The 15,628-nt window shown below is 64.3% G+C and carries 15 protein-coding genes; 10 read left to right on the top strand and 5 right to left on the bottom strand.

What is annotated here, in order from left to right; all coding sequences use genetic code 11:
- Nucleotides 1–14 precede the first annotated feature (14 nt).
- From B0G73_RS16795 to B0G73_RS16770, 6 genes are all read left to right on the top strand, one after another.
- On the top strand, nucleotides 15–779 hold the full coding sequence (locus tag B0G73_RS16795; RefSeq protein WP_106282436.1) for an SDR family oxidoreductase: 765 nt from the start codon (nucleotides 15–17) through the stop codon (nucleotides 777–779).
- A gap of 77 nt (nucleotides 780–856) precedes the next feature.
- Entirely contained in the window at nucleotides 857–1,069 is a 213-nt protein-coding gene (locus B0G73_RS16790; protein WP_106282435.1) for an oxidoreductase-like domain-containing protein, read from the top strand.
- 54 nt (nucleotides 1,070–1,123) lie between these two features.
- Nucleotides 1,124–1,990 (top strand): NAD-dependent protein deacetylase, encoded by an 867-nt coding sequence (locus B0G73_RS16785; protein ID WP_106282434.1) that lies wholly within the window; start codon nucleotides 1,124–1,126, stop codon nucleotides 1,988–1,990.
- Nucleotides 1,991–2,055: 65 nt separating this feature from the next.
- Entirely contained in the window at nucleotides 2,056–2,688 is a 633-nt protein-coding gene (locus B0G73_RS16780; RefSeq protein ID WP_106282433.1) for a DUF938 domain-containing protein, read from the top strand.
- Between the two features lie 188 nt (nucleotides 2,689–2,876).
- Nucleotides 2,877–4,286 carry an NADP-dependent phosphogluconate dehydrogenase gene (gene gndA, locus B0G73_RS16775; protein ID WP_106282432.1) on the top strand — a complete coding sequence of 470 codons (1,410 nt, stop codon included), beginning with the start codon at nucleotides 2,877–2,879 and terminating at the stop codon, nucleotides 4,284–4,286.
- Between the two features lie 264 nt (nucleotides 4,287–4,550).
- Nucleotides 4,551–4,868, top strand: a complete 318-nt coding sequence (locus B0G73_RS16770) for a DUF4148 domain-containing protein (protein WP_106282431.1) — start codon at nucleotides 4,551–4,553, stop codon at nucleotides 4,866–4,868.
- A 154-nt stretch (nucleotides 4,869–5,022) separates the two neighbouring features.
- Here the strand turns inward: B0G73_RS16770 and B0G73_RS16765 are convergent, their stop codons facing one another.
- Nucleotides 5,023–5,769, bottom strand: coding sequence for a DUF2968 domain-containing protein (locus B0G73_RS16765; RefSeq protein WP_106282430.1), 747 nt, complete (start codon nucleotides 5,767–5,769; stop codon nucleotides 5,023–5,025).
- Nucleotides 5,770–5,945: 176 nt separating this feature from the next.
- On the bottom strand, nucleotides 5,946–6,266 hold the full coding sequence (locus B0G73_RS16760) for a hypothetical protein (protein WP_106282429.1): 321 nt from the start codon (nucleotides 6,264–6,266) through the stop codon (nucleotides 5,946–5,948).
- 249 nt (nucleotides 6,267–6,515) lie between these two features.
- On the opposite strand from B0G73_RS16760, the gene B0G73_RS16755 reads away from it, so the two are divergent.
- From B0G73_RS16755 to ltaE, 3 genes are all read left to right on the top strand, one after another.
- Nucleotides 6,516–6,827 carry a cupin domain-containing protein gene (locus tag B0G73_RS16755; protein ID WP_181196563.1) on the top strand — a complete coding sequence of 104 codons (312 nt, stop codon included), beginning with the start codon at nucleotides 6,516–6,518 and terminating at the stop codon, nucleotides 6,825–6,827.
- A 154-nt stretch (nucleotides 6,828–6,981) separates the two neighbouring features.
- Nucleotides 6,982–7,749, top strand: a complete 768-nt coding sequence (locus B0G73_RS16750) for a peptidoglycan DD-metalloendopeptidase family protein (RefSeq protein WP_106282428.1) — start codon at nucleotides 6,982–6,984, stop codon at nucleotides 7,747–7,749.
- 147 nt (nucleotides 7,750–7,896) lie between these two features.
- The gene (ltaE, locus tag B0G73_RS16745; protein WP_106282427.1) at nucleotides 7,897–8,904 is read left to right on the top strand and encodes a low-specificity L-threonine aldolase; all 1,008 of its coding nucleotides are present in this window, start codon (nucleotides 7,897–7,899) and stop codon (nucleotides 8,902–8,904) included.
- Nucleotides 8,905–9,024: 120 nt separating this feature from the next.
- Here ltaE and B0G73_RS16740 read toward each other — a convergent pair whose 3' ends face one another.
- A complete protein-coding gene (locus tag B0G73_RS16740; protein ID WP_106282426.1) occupies nucleotides 9,025–10,392 on the bottom strand; it encodes an MFS transporter in 1,368 nt (455 codons plus the stop codon).
- A gap of 735 nt (nucleotides 10,393–11,127) precedes the next feature.
- On the opposite strand from B0G73_RS16740, the gene B0G73_RS16735 reads away from it, so the two are divergent.
- Nucleotides 11,128–13,581: a glycogen/starch/alpha-glucan phosphorylase gene (locus tag B0G73_RS16735; RefSeq protein WP_106282425.1), complete on the top strand. Its 2,454-nt coding sequence runs from the start codon at nucleotides 11,128–11,130 to the stop codon at nucleotides 13,579–13,581.
- A 109-nt stretch (nucleotides 13,582–13,690) separates the two neighbouring features.
- Here B0G73_RS16735 and B0G73_RS16730 read toward each other — a convergent pair whose 3' ends face one another.
- Together B0G73_RS16730 and B0G73_RS16725 are read right to left on the bottom strand one after the other, a co-directional pair.
- Nucleotides 13,691–14,779 carry a hypothetical protein gene (locus B0G73_RS16730; protein WP_106282424.1) on the bottom strand — a complete coding sequence of 363 codons (1,089 nt, stop codon included), beginning with the start codon at nucleotides 14,777–14,779 and terminating at the stop codon, nucleotides 13,691–13,693.
- 323 nt (nucleotides 14,780–15,102) lie between these two features.
- The gene (locus B0G73_RS16725; RefSeq protein ID WP_106282423.1) at nucleotides 15,103–15,492 is read right to left on the bottom strand and encodes a DUF6232 family protein; all 390 of its coding nucleotides are present in this window, start codon (nucleotides 15,490–15,492) and stop codon (nucleotides 15,103–15,105) included.
- Nucleotides 15,493–15,628: the final 136 nt, after the last annotated feature.

The following is a 15,628-nucleotide window of genomic DNA, read 5'->3' as shown; positions in this document are numbered from 1 at the left end:
CGAGGAGACGTGACGTGACGGATACGGGAATCAAGAAGGTCGCGCTGGTGACGGGCGCGGGCAGCGGGATCGGCCGCGCGTGTGCGCTCAAGCTGCTGGAGCACGGTTATAGCGTCGTGCTGGCCGGCCGCCGTCAGGCGCCGCTCGACGCCGTCGTTCGAGAAGCGCAGCAACTCGGCGGCGACGCGCTCGCGGTGGCGTGCGACGTCACCAACGCCGATAGCGTCGCCGCGTTGTTCGAGACGATCCGCACGCGCCGCGGCCGGCTCGACGTGCTGTTCAACAACGCGGGCCGCAACGGCTCGCCGGTCGATATCGACGAACTCGATATCGACGAGTGGCGCTCAATAGTCGATACCAACCTGACCGGCGTGTTCCTGTGCACGCGCGCGGCCTTCGGTCTGATGAAAACGCAAAATCCACGCGGCGGGCGCATCATCAATAACGGTTCCATCTCGGCGCATGCGCCGCGGCCGAACAGCATCGCCTATACCGCTACCAAGCACGCTATCACCGGGCTCACGAAAGCGGTGTCGCTCGACGGCCGCAAATACGACATCGTGTGCGGCCAGATCGACATCGGCAACGCGGCGACGGAAATGGCCGAACGCATGGCGCGCGGCGTGCCACAGGCGAACGGCGAGATCGCGGTCGAGCCGCTGATGGACGTTCAGCACGTCGCGGACGCGGTGCTGCACATGGCCGAACTGCCGCTCTCCACGAACGTGCAATTCATGACGATCATGGCGAGCAAGATGCCGTTCGTCGGCCGGGGCTGACGGCTTCGCACGAGCAGCAAGCGGCGCGGGATCAACTTATACTGTTCGCTTCCCGCCTTGATGGAACGCAACTTGCCGTGCCCCGAGCCACACCGAAGGACGACCCGCAGCCGGTGCCGCCCGTGCAGCCCGATCTTGACGACTGTTGTCATAGCGGCTGCAATCCGTGTGTGTTCGATCTCTACGACGAAGCGCTCGAACGTTATCGAAGCGCACTCACTGAGTGGCAGGCGCGACAAGCCCAGCGCAAGCCGGAAACGCCGCGCGGCAAGCCGCGTTCGCACCGCTGAGCGGCACATGGGATGTTGCCTCGGGACCGCCACCGCCCTTCACCACGCCCCGTCATGACCGACCTTCAGTCCGCGCCTCTCGAACCCCCGAACGACTCGCACACGCTCGACGACCTGCATCGCTTCGTGCAGCGTTATCCGCGGCTGTTCGTGCTGACCGGCGCGGGCATCAGCACCGACTCCGGCATTCCCGGCTATCGCGACGACAACGGCGAATGGAAACGCTCGCCGCCCATCATGGTGCAGGAGTTTCTCGGCACGCTCGCCATGCGCCAGCGCTACTGGGCGCGCAGCATGGTGGGCTGGCCGGTGGTCGCGCACGCGCAGCCCAACGCCGCGCATACCGCGCTGGCCCGGCTCGAAGCGGCCGGCCACGTGCCGACGCTGGTAACGCAGAATGTCGACGGCCTGCATCAGCGGGCGGGCAGCCGCGAGGTGATCGAACTGCATGGCGGCATAGGCGGTGTAACGTGCCTGGACTGCGGCATGCAGCACTCGCGCGCATCGATCCAGCAGACGCTTGAAGCGGACAACCCCGCGCTCGTCGACGTGACCGCCGAAACCGCCGCCGATGGCGACGCGCATCTCGAATGGCACGATCTCGGAGGGTTCCGCATTCCGTCATGCTCGAATTGCGGCGGCTTGCTCAAGCCCGCCGTGGTGTTCTTTGGCGAAAGCGTGCCCAAGGAGCGCGTGGAGGCGGCCTCGCGCGCGCTCGACTCGGCGGACGCCGTGCTGGTGGTCGGCTCGTCGCTGATGGTTTATTCCGGCTATCGCTTTTGCGTGTGGGCGCAAAAGCAGGGCAAGCCGGTCGTCGCCATCAACTTGGGACGCACGCGCGCCGATCCCTTGTTGTCGTTGAAAATCACCGCGCCGTGCGCGCAGACGTTGACTGCACTGGCCGGCCGGCTGGCGCTATGATCGCGAACTCGCCGAACTCGTGCGTGTGACCCTGCACTGAAACTGAAGCAGAACCGAAGCTGAACATGACCGATTTCCAACCGGCGCTGCGGCAACATTCGCCATCCGCTGAACGCAACCGTGAACCCATCCTCGCGGTGTTGCGCGCCGTGCTGCCGGCCAACGGCCGCGTGCTCGAAATCGCGAGCGGCACCGGCCAGCACGCTATCTGGTTCGCCCGCGCGATGCCCGGACTCGACTGGCAACCGAGCGACGCCGATGCCGACGCGCGTGCTTCGATTGGCGCGTGGGTCGCGCACGAAGGGCTCACGAACGTGCGTGCGCCGCTCGCGCTCGACGTGCATCAGCCGGACTGGGGCATGGACACGCTCGACGCCGTGGTCTGCATCAACATGATTCACATATCGCCGTGGAGCGCGGCGCAGGCGCTGTTCGCGGGTGCGGGCCGCCGTCTCGTCGACGGCGGTGTGCTGTACCTGTACGGCCCATACAAACGCGGCGGAGCGCATACTTCTCCGAGCAACGATGCCTTCGATCAGCAGTTGCGCGGCCGCGATCCGGAATGGGGTGTACGCGACATGGAGGAGGTCGTGGCGTTGGGCGTGTCGGTCGGACTGGTGTGCGATGAGCCGATCGCGATGCCCGCCAACAATTTCAGTCTGGTGTTCAGGAAACGCGCGGACGCGACGCGAGTCTGACGCGCGTCAAACGCGATTGAACGCGAATAAACGCGGGTCCACCGCAGATTCGACGCGGTGGAAAACGCTGCCCGTTGTCCGCCAACGAGCGGCAAGCTGGCATTTCTTTTATTCTTTCACCCTCGACGTCCCGCCGACGTTTTTTCCGGCGCGGCGTCACGACATTTTTTGGACTCTGGAGAATTCACATGGGCAAACAGGCAATCGGCGTGGTGGGGCTAGCGGTCATGGGCCGCAATCTGGCGCTCAACATCGAGAGCCGCGGCCACGCGGTGTCGGTGTACAACCGTAGCCGCGAGAAAACCGACGAACTCATCGCCGAATATCCGGACAAGAAGCTGGTGCCGGCTTTCACGCTGGAAGAATTCGTTGAGTCGCTGGAAAAGCCGCGCCGCATTCTGCTGATGGTCAAGGCCGGCGAAGGCACCGACGCCACGATCAATCAGTTGAAGCCGCTGCTGGACAAGGGCGACATTCTGATCGACGGCGGCAACACGCATTTCACCGACACCATCCGCCGCAATCAGGACCTCGCGAAGTCCGGACTGCACTTTATCGGCACGGGCGTGTCGGGCGGCGAGGAAGGCGCGCTGAAGGGTCCGTCCATCATGCCGGGCGGCCAGCGCGACGCGTACGACCTGGTGGCGCCGATCCTCACCGAGATCGCCGCGAAGGCGCCGGACGGCGAACCGTGCGTCGCGTACATGGGACCGGACGGCGCGGGCCACTTCGTGAAGATGGTGCACAACGGCATCGAGTACGGCGACATGCAGCTGATCGCGGAAAGCTACGCGGTGCTGAAACAGGTGGTCGGTCTCTCGAACGAAGAACTCGGCAAGGTCTATACCGAGTGGAATCAGGGCGAGCTCGACAGCTATCTGATCGAAATCACCTCGAAGATTTTCAGCAAGAAAGACGACGAGACCGGCAAGGATCTGGTCGACGTGATTCTCGATCGCGCCGCGCAGAAGGGCACCGGCAAGTGGACGAGCCAGAACGCGCTCGACCTCGGCGCACCGCTGCCGCTGATCACGGAAGCCGTGTTCGCGCGCGTGCTGTCCTCGCTGAAAACCCAGCGCGTGGCCGCGAGCAAAGTGCTGGAGGGCCCGGCGGCCAAGCCGCTCGGCGCCGAGCGCGACGCCTTCATCGAATCGGTACGCCGCGCGCTGTATTTCAGCAAGGTCATTTCGTACGCGCAGGGCTTCGCGCAACTGCGCGCAGCGTCGGAAGAGTACAAGTGGGATCTGGATTACGGCACGATCGCCAAGATTTTCCGCGCCGGCTGTATCATCCGCGCCCGCTTCCTGCAAAAGATCACGGACGCTTATACGAAGGACAAGGCGATCGCCAATCTGCTGCTCGATCCGTATTTCCGCGACATCGCCAAAAATTACCAGGCGGCGTTGCGCGAGGTCGTGGTGGCCGCGGTCAACGCGGGCGTGCCGGTGCCGGCTTTCGCGTCGGCGATTGCGTATTTCGATGCGTATCGTTCGGAGCGTTTGCCGGCGAACCTGGTGCAAGCGCAGCGCGATTTCTTCGGCGCGCACACGTTCGAGCGCATCGACAAGCCGGGCAGCTTCCACGCGAACTGGAGCTGAGCGTTTGAATCGCAGCCGGTGGCGCCCTTGGAGCAGGGCGCGACCGGCCGCAAAAACGCTGCAAATGCAAGATGATGAACTATTGCTGAAAGCCGAGACCAAGACAGGCCTCGAAGGCAAGCGGTGCGCTACTGTTGCTAAATTCGAAATAGAGTTTCATTGTTTTAGGGGTTTCCCCTAGGTGTCGACCTTCTTAAACTTCTACTTAAGCGCTACGGAATACAAACCGCAGCGAATTAAAAACAAGTTCTGGAGGTTTACATCATGAAGGCTCTTATCTCTGCAGTCGTAGTCGCCGCCGCTCTGGCCGCTCCTGTCGCTTCCTTTGCTCAATCGAATCAGCCGGTTACGCGCGCTCAAGTTCGCGCTGAACTGGTTCAACTCGAAAAGGCCGGTTACAACCCGATCGGCGATCAGATCAACTACCCGGCCAACATCCAGGCAGCGCAAGCACGCGTCGATGCCCAAAACGGCACCGCTCAGGCTGTGAACAGCGGCTATGGCGCACCGATCGCCGGCAGCTCGCAAGCGGGCCGTCCGGTGAGCAGCAACGACCGTAACTCGGTCTACTTCGGCAACTGATCTGCGCTGAAGCTGATGGAAGCGCCGCCTGATCGCACGGCGGCAAGCAAATGGAAACGCCGTCCGGATTGCCGGGCGGCGTTTGTCGTTTACGGCGCGGCCAGGGCGCCGGTGTTCGACGCGATGCCGCTGCGCGCTCGTCAGCGCGCGGTTCTCATCGATTCGGTAAATGTGGAATCGCTTCGTTGCTCGTCAGATTGAGCTGGTGAATCTGCCGATGCGCCTTGTTCAGATGAGCCTGCGCGGCCACGCGCTGCGCTTCCAGTTGCGACACCTCCTTGCGCACCTGGTGCTGGCGGGCCGTCACCGCCTGCTCGTGCGTGCCGCGCCTTTGCAGATCGCTGCGCAGCCGTTCGGCCTGAGCCTCGGAGCGCGCGATCATGCGCGCCAACTGTTCGTTCTGCGCCTCCAGTTGGGCGCGCCGGGTTTCGCCGTCCGCGAGCCGCGTCGCCTGCTCCTCGAAATGATGGAAGGCGGTTTCCGCGGCGTCGAGATCGGCGGCTTTCAGCGCGCGCCACAGCAAGCCGTCCTCATAGAGCGCGACGTAGTACGCCAGTTCCTTCGCGTGGAACAGCAGGCTGACCGAATAGTCGAAGCTGCGGAACACGCGAAACGGCGCCAGCGCTTCCTCTTCGGCGAGCCATTCCACTTCGGCGATGTCGGCGATCTGCACGCCGCGCACGCCGACCTGCGCCGGCACCACCGGCACGGGCCGCAAGGCGCTCACCGGCCGAACCGGCCGCGGCAACGCGGGACCGGCGGGCGAGCTGTCGGACGACGCGGCCAAGGTTGCGTGCTCGCTGCTGCCGGGTAAGGTGGGATCGGAGGCGCTCTCTCGCGCGTTCTGCACGAGATGGGATGGGCCTGCCAGCACGTTGCGGCGGTTCAGGAGACTTTTCACGGCGGTCCTCCGGTTGAGTCGCCCGAAATCTGCAGACGGCACCGGCGGTGAAGCATGCCGGTGAATCAGCCAGGCCGAGCGGTGAGCAAAACGTGGCGGACCGGCGACGCCGCTGAATGGACGCCGAAGGTGCGCGGTGCGGCGGATGCACCCGGATGCAATCCGCCAGCGCGGCTCTAGTGCAGCGTGCGATGCCGGCGGCTTATTTCATCGAATAATGCGCGGCTGGGTTCGAGGGCCAGCAGCCAGGATTCGTCGTAGCCGCTCAGGTTGTCGAGCGCCTCGCGCAACCGCTCGATGGCCACAGCCGGAATCTCGACGCTCGCCTCCACGCCGCTCGACAATCCCGCAATACTGGCCAACTGGACAAGGGCGTCGGCGGCCTCGGCCACGTCGGCGGCGAAAACCAGATGCGTGTTCAGCAACTCGACCAGACCGGGCGACGCCGCGACATCGTCGACGTGGAGTTGCACGGCCAGAAAGGTGGCTTTGTTCATTCTCAACTCCCTCGCAGAATTCAAACGTTTTGCTTTCGGCGCGTCGGGGCAGCAAGAACGAGTATAGGCGAGCGCCCCGCGGATTCAATGCTCACACGAATCGCGGCGCCGTCCGCCGGCATAAGCCTGCCGTCCGGCGCACCTATAATGGGGCCAGCCGGAAACCGGTTCGCGCGGGTTCCGGCGGCCCGCCGTGCCCCATGCATCGAACGCCATGCCGGCGCTGTTTTTCTCAACTGCCTCGTGACCATGAAGATTATTCGCAGCAAGAATTTCACCGCGACGCGCCCTTGGGGAGCGCTCGATATCGCCAACATGCGCGGCATCACGACGCGCCTGCATTGGACCGATCAACCGTACAAATGGCATGTCAACGACGGCGAAGAAGTGTTCGCCGTGCTCGATGGCCGCGTCGAGATGCGTTATCGCGAAGGCGGCGTCGAACAGTCGGCCATTCTGGAAACGGGCGACGTGTTCTACGCTTCGGTCGGCACCGAACATGTGGCGCATCCAATCGGCGTTGCGCGCATTCTGGTGGTCGAGGCGGAAGGTAGCGTCTGAATTCTGGCGGCCGGCCGGTGCCGTGCCGGCGCGGTTCTCACCGCGCCCGGCGGCATAATGGATAAGCGCCGCCGCGCCCGCGAGAGGAGCGGCATGGCAAATGCTTGGGCATCGATTGAATCCGATTGATCGAAAAAATGTCGAGGAAAATCAAATGACAAGATCATGGCAATTGACGGGGACCCGGTTGCTGGCAGCGGCCGCGCTCGGCTTGATATTCAGCGGCTGTACGACCATGCCGTGGGAGAGCACGCCGTTTTACAGCACTACACCTTCCCGCCCGACCACCCTCAGCACGGTGCCGGTTCCCGCCGGTTTCTACCGGGTCAATCCGGGCGACACCATCGACGGGATTGCGTCGGCGTATGGCCACAAGCCGCAGGAGATCGCGACGTGGAATGGCCTCCCGGTCAACGCCGCCGTCACGCCGGGGCAAGTGCTGCGCGTGTCTCCGCCGATGGCCTCGGGCAGCGTCGTGACGCCGCCGGTCGCCGTCGCGCCGAGCGGTTCGGCCACGCCCGGCGCGCCGATGGCAGCCGCCGGACCGCAGCTGGGCGTACTGCAATGGCCGGTGCGTGGGCCGGTGCTGAGAGCCTTCGCGCCCGGTAAATCGAACGGCATCGTGATCGGCGGGCGCGCCGGCGATCCGGTCAAGGCGGCCGCCACCGGCCGCGTGGTTTACGCCGGCACGGGTATCGAGGCGTACGGACCGCTCATCATCATCAAACACGACGACTCGCTGATCACCGCCTACGGACAGAACAGCACACTGCTCGTGAAGGAAGGCGATGCGGTGGCACAAGGGCAAACCATCGGCGAAGTCGGAGTGGACAGCCGCGGGGTGGCGTCGATCCAGTTCGAGGTTCGCCAGAACGGCCAGCCGGTCGATCCGCTCGCATGGCTGCCCAAGTCGGGCGGGTGATGCTTCTTTCCAGCGCGATTTCAGCGAAGCGTTAATTGAATATACTGTGCGACTAACTGCCGCCGCCGTGGCGCCCGTCGATACTGACGGTTCGCCACGGCGAGCGGCTGCTACAGGCTGTCATTCACAGACGCACAGGGACACACAATGATCGATTTGCGCAGCGATACCGTAACCCGTCCGACTCCGGCGATGCTCGCGGCCATGACGGCCGCCGAAGTCGGCGACGATGTCTGGGGCGACGACCCCACCGTGTTGCGTTTGCAGGCCACCTTGGCCGAACGCACCGGCAAGGAAGCAGGCCTGTTCTTCCCCAGCGGCACGCAAAGCAATCTGGCGGCGTTAATGGCGCATTGCGCGCGCGGCGACGAATACATCGTGGGCCAGTTGGCGCATACCTATAAATATGAAGGCGGCGGCGCGGCGGTGCTCGGCAGCATCCAGCCGCAACCGCTCGAAAATTCCGCGGACGGCTCGATCCCGCTGGAGAAGATCGCTGCGGCGATCAAGCCCATCGACAACCATTTCGCGCGCACGCGGCTGCTGGCGCTGGAAAACACCATCGGCGGGAAGGTGCTGCCGGCGGGGTATGTCGCCGAGGCGGTGCAGCTTGCGCGTCAGCACGGCCTGTCCGCTCACCTCGACGGCGCGCGCGTTTATAACGCGGCAGTGGCGTCGGATAAGCCGGTCGCGGCATTGTGCGAGCCGTTCGATTCGGTCTCGGTCTGTTTTTCGAAGGGACTGGGCGCGCCGGTCGGCTCGGTGCTGGTCGGCAGCCGCGCACTGATCGACGTGGCGCACCGCTGGCGCAAAGTGCTGGGCGGCGGCATGCGGCAGGCCGGCGTGCTGGCGGCGGCGTGCCTGTACGCGCTGGATCACAACATCGAACGCCTCGCCGACGATCACGCGCACGCCGCGCATCTGGCAGCGGGTCTGGAGGCGATCGATCAGGTCAAGGTGCAGTCGGTCGCGACCAATATGGTGTTCGCGCAGTTTCCGCAGCAGCACTGCGTGCCGCTCGAAGCGTGGCTCAAGGAGCGCGGCATTCTCACGCAGATGCTGTATGCGTCCCGATTCGTGACGCATAAGGATGTATCGCGCGGGGATATCGATACGTTTATCGCAGCAGTGAAGGCGTATTTCGCGGCGCGGTAAAGCCGAATTAAGCCGAACGCCATCCGGCTGCGAGCAACACCGCCAAGCAAGGCAGCAGAACGAAGCTGCAACCCAGCAAACCACAGCGGACGCACTCTCACTTCAGCGCGCCCGCTTTTTTCATTTCATCGACGCCTTCGCATGCACGCCTGACCGATGCGACGGCGCCAGCAGCCTCAGCCCGCTCGCGAGGCTCGCCGCTCCCGCAAAGAAAGCGCCGGTGCTCAGCGCCAGCGTCGGCCCATGCCGCCCGGCAATCCCAAAGCTCAACGCGACCAGCGCCGCGCCGGTGGTTTGCCCGAGCAGCCGCGCGGTCGCGACGATGCCGCTCGCGCCGCCACTGCGCTCCGGCGGCGCGCTTGCCATCAACGCCTTCAGATTCGGCGACTGGAAAAACCCGAAGCCCGCGCCGCAGACCGCCATGCGAATGCCGATGTCGAGCACGTGCGGATGCACGGGCAGAAGCGCCAGCGAAGCCATTCCCGCCGACATCACCGCGAGACCGATCGCGCCGAGCAGTCCCGGCGGATAGCGGTCGGACAGGTTGCCCGCCAGCGGCGCGGCCAGCGCGACCACCACGGGCCACGGCGTCATCAGAAAGCCGGTTTCGACCTGACTGCGGTGCAGCACGTCTTCAAAGTAGAACGGCAGCGAGACGAACGCCAGCCCTTGCGCGGCGAACGAACACACGGCCGTCACCGCCGACAACGCGAACACCGGCCGCTTGAACAGATCAACGGGCAGCATCGGCGCAGGGTGGCCCGCTTCGCGGCGGATCAGCAAGAAGCCGAACACCAGCGCGATCGCCGCCGCGCTCACCACCAATTGCGTCGACGCGCGCTGGGCCGCCTCGCCGAGCGCGAAGATCAGCGCGGCGAAGGTGATGACGTTCAGGAGCGCCGCGACCGGATCGAAGTTGTGCTTGCCGCGCTCGGTGTGCGGCAACGCCGGCCAGGCGAAGCCCAAAGCCAGCAGGCCGAGCGGCACGTTGACCGCGAACAGCCACGGCCATGCGGCAACCGACAGGATCAGCGACGCCACTGTCGGCCCGACGGCGAACGACACGCCGACGATTAGCGCGTTGGTGCCGAGACCGCGTCCGAGCCGGTGCGGCGGATACAGATATCGGATCAGCGCGGTGTTGACGCTCATGATCGCGCTCGCGCCGAGGCCTTGCAGCACGCGCGCGGCAGCCAGCAGCGGCAGCGTCGAGGCGAGCGAGCACGCCAGCGACGCGAGTGTGAAAAGCGCAATCCCGCCGATATAGATCCGCCGATGCCCGACGATATCGCCGAGCGCGGCGAGCGGCAGCAGCGTCGCGACCATCGCCAGCTGATACGCATTGATGATCCACACCGACGCCGCCGGCGCAGCATGCAGGTCGGCGGCGATGGCCGGCAGCGCGGTGTTGGCGATGGCGGTGTCGAGCGTGGCGAGCGCGACGGCGAGCATGATCGCGGCCATCGCGCGGCGGTTGGCCGCGGACATCGGGACGTCCGCGGGAAAAGGCGGGGCGGGGTGGGCGGCGCTGGGTTTGTCGGACAAGGCGGTGACTCGACGGGTTGAGCATGCCTGCGTGCAGCCGGACGAGTCGAGGCGCGCGGCGCGCGAGTGGCAGAGGTTGCGGGACGTGCGACGCGCGTGACCCGAATGCAGCGTTCGAGGCATTTCAGGCAGCCGCGCGGCGAATGTAGCGATTGTTACAGAGACGCAGAAATCGTGCTGGGACTCGGGCGAGGCAGGGCGCGGATCAAGCCTGCGTAGATGCAACTAACGGTCAAGCCCGCCCGGTGTCTACAGAGCTGCTGCGCGCCCGCGTTGTCACACGCCATTCCGGCACAACCGGCTTGCAGGTGAGGTGCTCCGATTTGACCACGCGTCGAGCCACCCACTCTTTCATCCGCGCGTCACGCGGCGAAAAAATAATGGCGTGGCCTTTCACTCGGTGCGCATTGGGCGTTTCGCAATCGTTTGCCAGTTTGCGGAACCGATGCACGCGCGCAGTGCCACACACACGTGGCTTGCACCTCGCGCGTGCGAAAAAGCGGCGCGCCGGCCGATGTCGGCGGGCATGGCATGTGCGTAACCAGGCGCTCGCGCCCGCCGGTGTCCGGTGGTCGTAAAATGACCTACTCTGTTTCTTAACCCGCCTGACCGGCTCGCGCCTCCCGCCCGTCATCTGTGCGGTTCGCGTATGTCGCGTCTTTTTTCCCGGAGGCTTCGATGACAGCCGTCGATCTGGAATTCGACCAGCTCAACAGTACCGTCGACGCGCTACGGCGCTCAATTTCCAATCGCATGATGTATGGCGTCGGCAAGGACGCCGTCACCGCGCATCCGCATGACTGGCTGCACGCCGCGGCGCTCGCCGTGCGCGACCGGCTGGTCGCGCGCTGGATGAAAACCACGCGCCTGCAATACGAACAGGACGTGAAACGCGTCTACTACCTGTCGATGGAGTTCCTGATCGGCCGGACCTTTACGAACGCCTTGCTCGCCCTCGGCATCCACGATCAGATGAAGGAAGCGCTGGCGAGTCTGGGCGTGGATATGGATGCGCTGACCGATATCGAGCCGGACGCCGCGCTCGGCAACGGCGGCCTCGGCCGGCTCGCGGCATGCTTTCTCGATTCGATGGCGACGCTCGGCATTCCTGGCTTCGGCTATGGCATCCGATATGAATACGGCATGTTCCGTCAGCAGATCGTCAACGGCGAGCAGGTCGAAGCGCCGGACTACTGGCTGCGCGCGGGCAATCCGTGGGAGTTTCCGCGGCCCGAAGTCACGTATATGGTTCACTTCGGCGGCCGCACGGTACAGCGCGGCGAACACGTGGAATGGATCGACACCCAGCACGTGAATGCCACTGCGTACGACACCGTCATTCCAGGTTACGCGACCGACGCGACCAACACGCTGCGCCTATGGTCGGCGCGCGCCGCCGAGGAGCTCGATCTCGGCGCGTTCAATCGCGGCGACTACCGCAATGCGGTCGACACGAAGAACATGTCGGAGAACGTCTCGCGTCTGCTGTACCCGGACGACTCGACGCCGGCCGGCCGTGAGCTGCGCTTGCGGCAGGAATACTTTTTCGTCTCGGCGACCATGCAGGATCTGATTCGCCGCTATCAGCGCACGCACAGCACGTTCGGGCGCTTCTCCGAAAAGGTGGCGGTGCATCTGAACGATACGCACCCCGTGCTGGCGATTCCCGAGCTGATGCGTCTGCTGGTGGACGTGCACCATCTGCAGTGGGACAAGGCGTGGAAGCATGTCACGCAGATCTTCTCGTACACGAACCATACGCTGATGCCCGAGGCGCTCGAAACGTGGGACGTCGAGTTGCTTGCGCGGCTGCTGCCACGGCATCTCGAGATCATCTTCGAGATCAACGCGCAGTTTCTCAAGCACGTGAGCGAGCAATCAGGTCACGACGCCGAGATGATCCGCCGCATTTCGCTCGTCGACGAATACGGGCAGCGCCGTGTGCGTATGGCGTATCTGGCGATCGTTGCGAGCCACAAGGTGAACGGCGTGTCGAAGCTGCACTCGCAGTTGATGACGCGCGATATCTTTGCAGACTTCGCAAGCATCTATCCGGACCGCTTCACCAATGTCACCAACGGCATCACGCCGCGCCGCTGGCTCGCGCAGGCGAGCCCGTCGCTGTCCTCGCTGATCGATCAGCAGATCGGCAAACACTGGCGCAGCAATCTGTTTGAACTGGAGCAGTTGCGCAACCTGCGCACGGATAGCGGCTTTATCGAAGCCTTCCGTGAAGCAAAGCGGCAGAACAAACTGCGGCTCGTGCACCGTCTCGCGCATCACACGAAACTGCATTTCGATCCGGATGCGTTGTTCGATCTGCAGGTCAAGCGTATTCACGAATACAAGCGGCAATTGCTTAACATTCTGCATGTGATCGTGCGCTACAACCAGATTCGCGCGAATCCCGAACTCGACTGGGTGCCGCGCGTGGTGATGTTCGCCGGCAAGGCCGCGTCCGCGTATCGGATGGCGAAGACCATCATCAAGCTGATCGGCGACGTCAGCGAAAAGGTCAATCACGATCCGCTGGTCGGCGACCGTCTGAAAGTGGTGTTCGTGCCGAACTACGGCGTGAGCGTGGCGGAGCTGATCATTCCGGCCGCCGATCTGTCGGAGCAGATTTCGATGGCCGGCACGGAAGCATCGGGCACCGGCAACATGAAACTCGCGCTCAACGGCGCGTTGACGATCGGCACGATGGACGGCGCGAATATCGAAATCTGCGACGCGGTGGGCCGCGAGAACATTTTCATCTTCGGCCATACGGCCGACGAAGTGGACAGCCTGCGCGCCACCGGCTACCGGCCGCGGCAAATCTACGAAGACAACGCGGAACTGCGCACGGCGCTCGACCAGATTCGCACGGGCTTCTTCTCGCCGGACGATCCGCTGCGCTTCTCGGATATTTTTCACACGCTGGTCGATTGGGGCGACCACTACATGGTGCTCGCCGATTTCGCCGCATTCGCCAAGGCTCAGGACGAGGTGGACGCGCGCTTCGTCGACAAACGCGCATGGACGGAAAGCGCGATCGAGAATGTGGCGGGCATGGGGCAGTTTTCGTCGGATCGCACGATCGGCGAATATGCACGCAACATCTGGCATGTGAATCCGCTGAATATCGAATAGCGGACGGTTGCTTCGTCTCAGCTCGACGTGGACGTGGAAAGGCCGTGCGATTGCTGGTGAATCGCACGGCCTTTTTCATTGCCCGATGCCGCAACTGATACCGCAGCGGTTATTGCCCGAACTGCTCAATCTCGCTCGCGGCGCGCAGGCCCAACTGGCCGTGCGGGAAATCGAACAGCACGTCGATATTCTGCATGCCCATCAGGCCGATCACGATGCGATCGGCGCCCGGTTTCGCCTTGACGATCGTCACTTGCGCGCCTTCATAACGATGCACCCATTTGCCTGTGCCGAGCGCCGCGTTGTAGTTGCCTTGATTGAGCACCTTGCCGACTTCGTCGTCGCCGGTCCAGTTCGGCGCCTTGTCCATTTCAACGCGGATCATGTCGGTGCTGGCCGTGGCGAACACCAGCGGCGCGCAAAAGGTCATCTTGTCGCCGACGTTGACGCAGCCTCTCGGCCATTGCGCCGTGCCGTCTTGCAGGACGGTCATCGGCACCATCGTGTAGTCCTTCGTGAGCGCGCTCGACGGACTCAGCACCAGATAAGGTTTCGCAAAGTTCGGGTGCACCAGGTAGCGCTGGCCGATGTTGCCGGGCAACGCGCGCAGCGGTTGCGTGCAGCAGGTGTCGTCCGGTTGCGCCGCGCCGATGCCGAACAGACCGGAGAATGCCCAGCCGAACTCACCGGTGTAGCCATCCATGCCCACGCAACGCCGGGCGTTGGGCTGGCAGTTCACCAGTTCGATGGCTTGCGCGTCGATTTGCGCCGGCTTCGTGCCCGCGAGGCTCATCGGCAGTCTGACGGCCGCGCCGGAGACTTGCGCGCCGTTCGCCAGCGGCAGCGAACTCAGCGGGCCGGCGTTCGGATAGTCCGTGCCCGGAAGGACCGACTTGAGCACGCGCACGCCTTGCGTGCCGGTATCCAGTGCGACATATACCGCCTTGCCGTCGAGCTGGATCGGCAGGCCGAGGCGCGCGTGACCCGTGTCGACATGCTCCACTTGCAGCGGAATCAGCAGGCCGTCCTGGCCGCCGTTGATCAGGGAGGCAGCCGGCGCGGGCGGCGTGGGCGTGGGGAAGGTCGCGGCGCAGCCGCTCATTACGAGCGCACCGGTCACGACAAGCGCGGCCGCGCTGAGACGACGCCGGTTGAGGCGCGAATGCCGGCGCGCGGCATCGAGAAACGACAGGAACATAGGTCACACGCTTTGCAAGAAGGCGGGTCCCTGACGAAGGCGAGGCATTGCAAGCGGCGAGGCGGACGGAGCCAACGGCAATCGCGCTGGATTGGCCGCGGCGTGATCGATAAACCGGGTCGCTTGCAAACCTGCGGGAGGGAACACGCGATAACAGGAGCGGCGACTCTACATGGCCGCTCGGGTGCGATTGCAAAGATGTGTGAAGGCGCGGGCGCGGCCGGCAACCGGCCCGTGCAAGTGTCGATCTACATCAATAGTCGCGCGGGGGCGCGTGCCGTGCTATCGCGCTCGATAGCGGCAAATAGCCGCGTGGCGCGGCATCAAACCTTCGGTGCGGCGGCTGTGGCCTTCGCTTCGTTCACGGCCACGCCGACGCGTTCGACAAAATCGCGATCGACGCTCGACAGCGCTTCACGCTCGCCATTCGCCGTCTGCACCATCAGGCGATGCGTGATGTCCTGGCTCAGCCAGGTGAGCCAGCCGACCACGGCCAGCATCGTGCCGCACACCATGCCTACCGGCGAGCGCAATATCGCGCCGGCAATAACGCCGGCGAGTCCAAGCAGCGAAATCGCGATCGGCAAGACCTTGTTCTTCGGCACGGTGACAACGCGCACATCCACGATTTCGCGCAGCGGAAAGACCTGGCCGGCGGACGAGAGTGCGTTGCGCGTGACCGACACGCCACGATCATTGAAGGGTGTTTCCATCGAGTCGAATGCAAGCGGTGGCAAAGCGCGCAGCGTACCAGAACTTTAGCCTCCCGACGTCACGGCGCCTTCTGCCGGCCGAGCCGTGCCGGTAAGCATCGACCCACGCGGCGGATACGAGCGTTTGCCATACGCT

Source organism: Paraburkholderia sp. BL25I1N1, assembly GCF_003002025.1.
GTDB lineage: Bacteria > Pseudomonadota > Gammaproteobacteria > Burkholderiales > Burkholderiaceae > Paraburkholderia.
Note: the sequence above shows the minus strand (reverse complement) of the source record. Positions and strands in the feature narration are given on the sequence as shown.

Bases quoted from the DNA above. Each gene is read 5' to 3' on its own strand.
- B0G73_RS16785 (WP_106282434.1), top strand. From the start codon at position 1,124: ATGACCGACCTTCAGTCCGCGCCTCTCGAACCCCCGAACGACTCGCAC.
- gndA (WP_106282432.1), top strand. From the start codon at position 2,877: ATGGGCAAACAGGCAATCGGCGTGGTGGGGCTAGCGGTCATGGGCCGC.
- B0G73_RS16750 (WP_106282428.1), top strand. From the start codon at position 6,982: ATGACAAGATCATGGCAATTGACGGGGACCCGGTTGCTGGCAGCGGCC.
- B0G73_RS16740 (WP_106282426.1), bottom strand. From the start codon at position 10,392: ATGTCCGCGGCCAACCGCCGCGCGATGGCCGCGATCATGCTCGCCGTC.
- B0G73_RS16725 (WP_106282423.1), bottom strand. From the start codon at position 15,492: ATGGAAACACCCTTCAATGATCGTGGCGTGTCGGTCACGCGCAACGCA.
- B0G73_RS16780 (WP_106282433.1), top strand. From the start codon at position 2,056: ATGACCGATTTCCAACCGGCGCTGCGGCAACATTCGCCATCCGCTGAA.
- B0G73_RS16760 (WP_106282429.1), bottom strand. From the start codon at position 6,266: ATGAACAAAGCCACCTTTCTGGCCGTGCAACTCCACGTCGACGATGTC.
- B0G73_RS16735 (WP_106282425.1), top strand. From the start codon at position 11,128: ATGACAGCCGTCGATCTGGAATTCGACCAGCTCAACAGTACCGTCGAC.
- B0G73_RS16755 (WP_181196563.1), top strand. From the start codon at position 6,516: ATGAAGATTATTCGCAGCAAGAATTTCACCGCGACGCGCCCTTGGGGA.
- ltaE (WP_106282427.1), top strand. From the start codon at position 7,897: ATGATCGATTTGCGCAGCGATACCGTAACCCGTCCGACTCCGGCGATG.
- B0G73_RS16770 (WP_106282431.1), top strand. From the start codon at position 4,551: ATGAAGGCTCTTATCTCTGCAGTCGTAGTCGCCGCCGCTCTGGCCGCT.
- B0G73_RS16730 (WP_106282424.1), bottom strand. From the start codon at position 14,779: ATGTTCCTGTCGTTTCTCGATGCCGCGCGCCGGCATTCGCGCCTCAAC.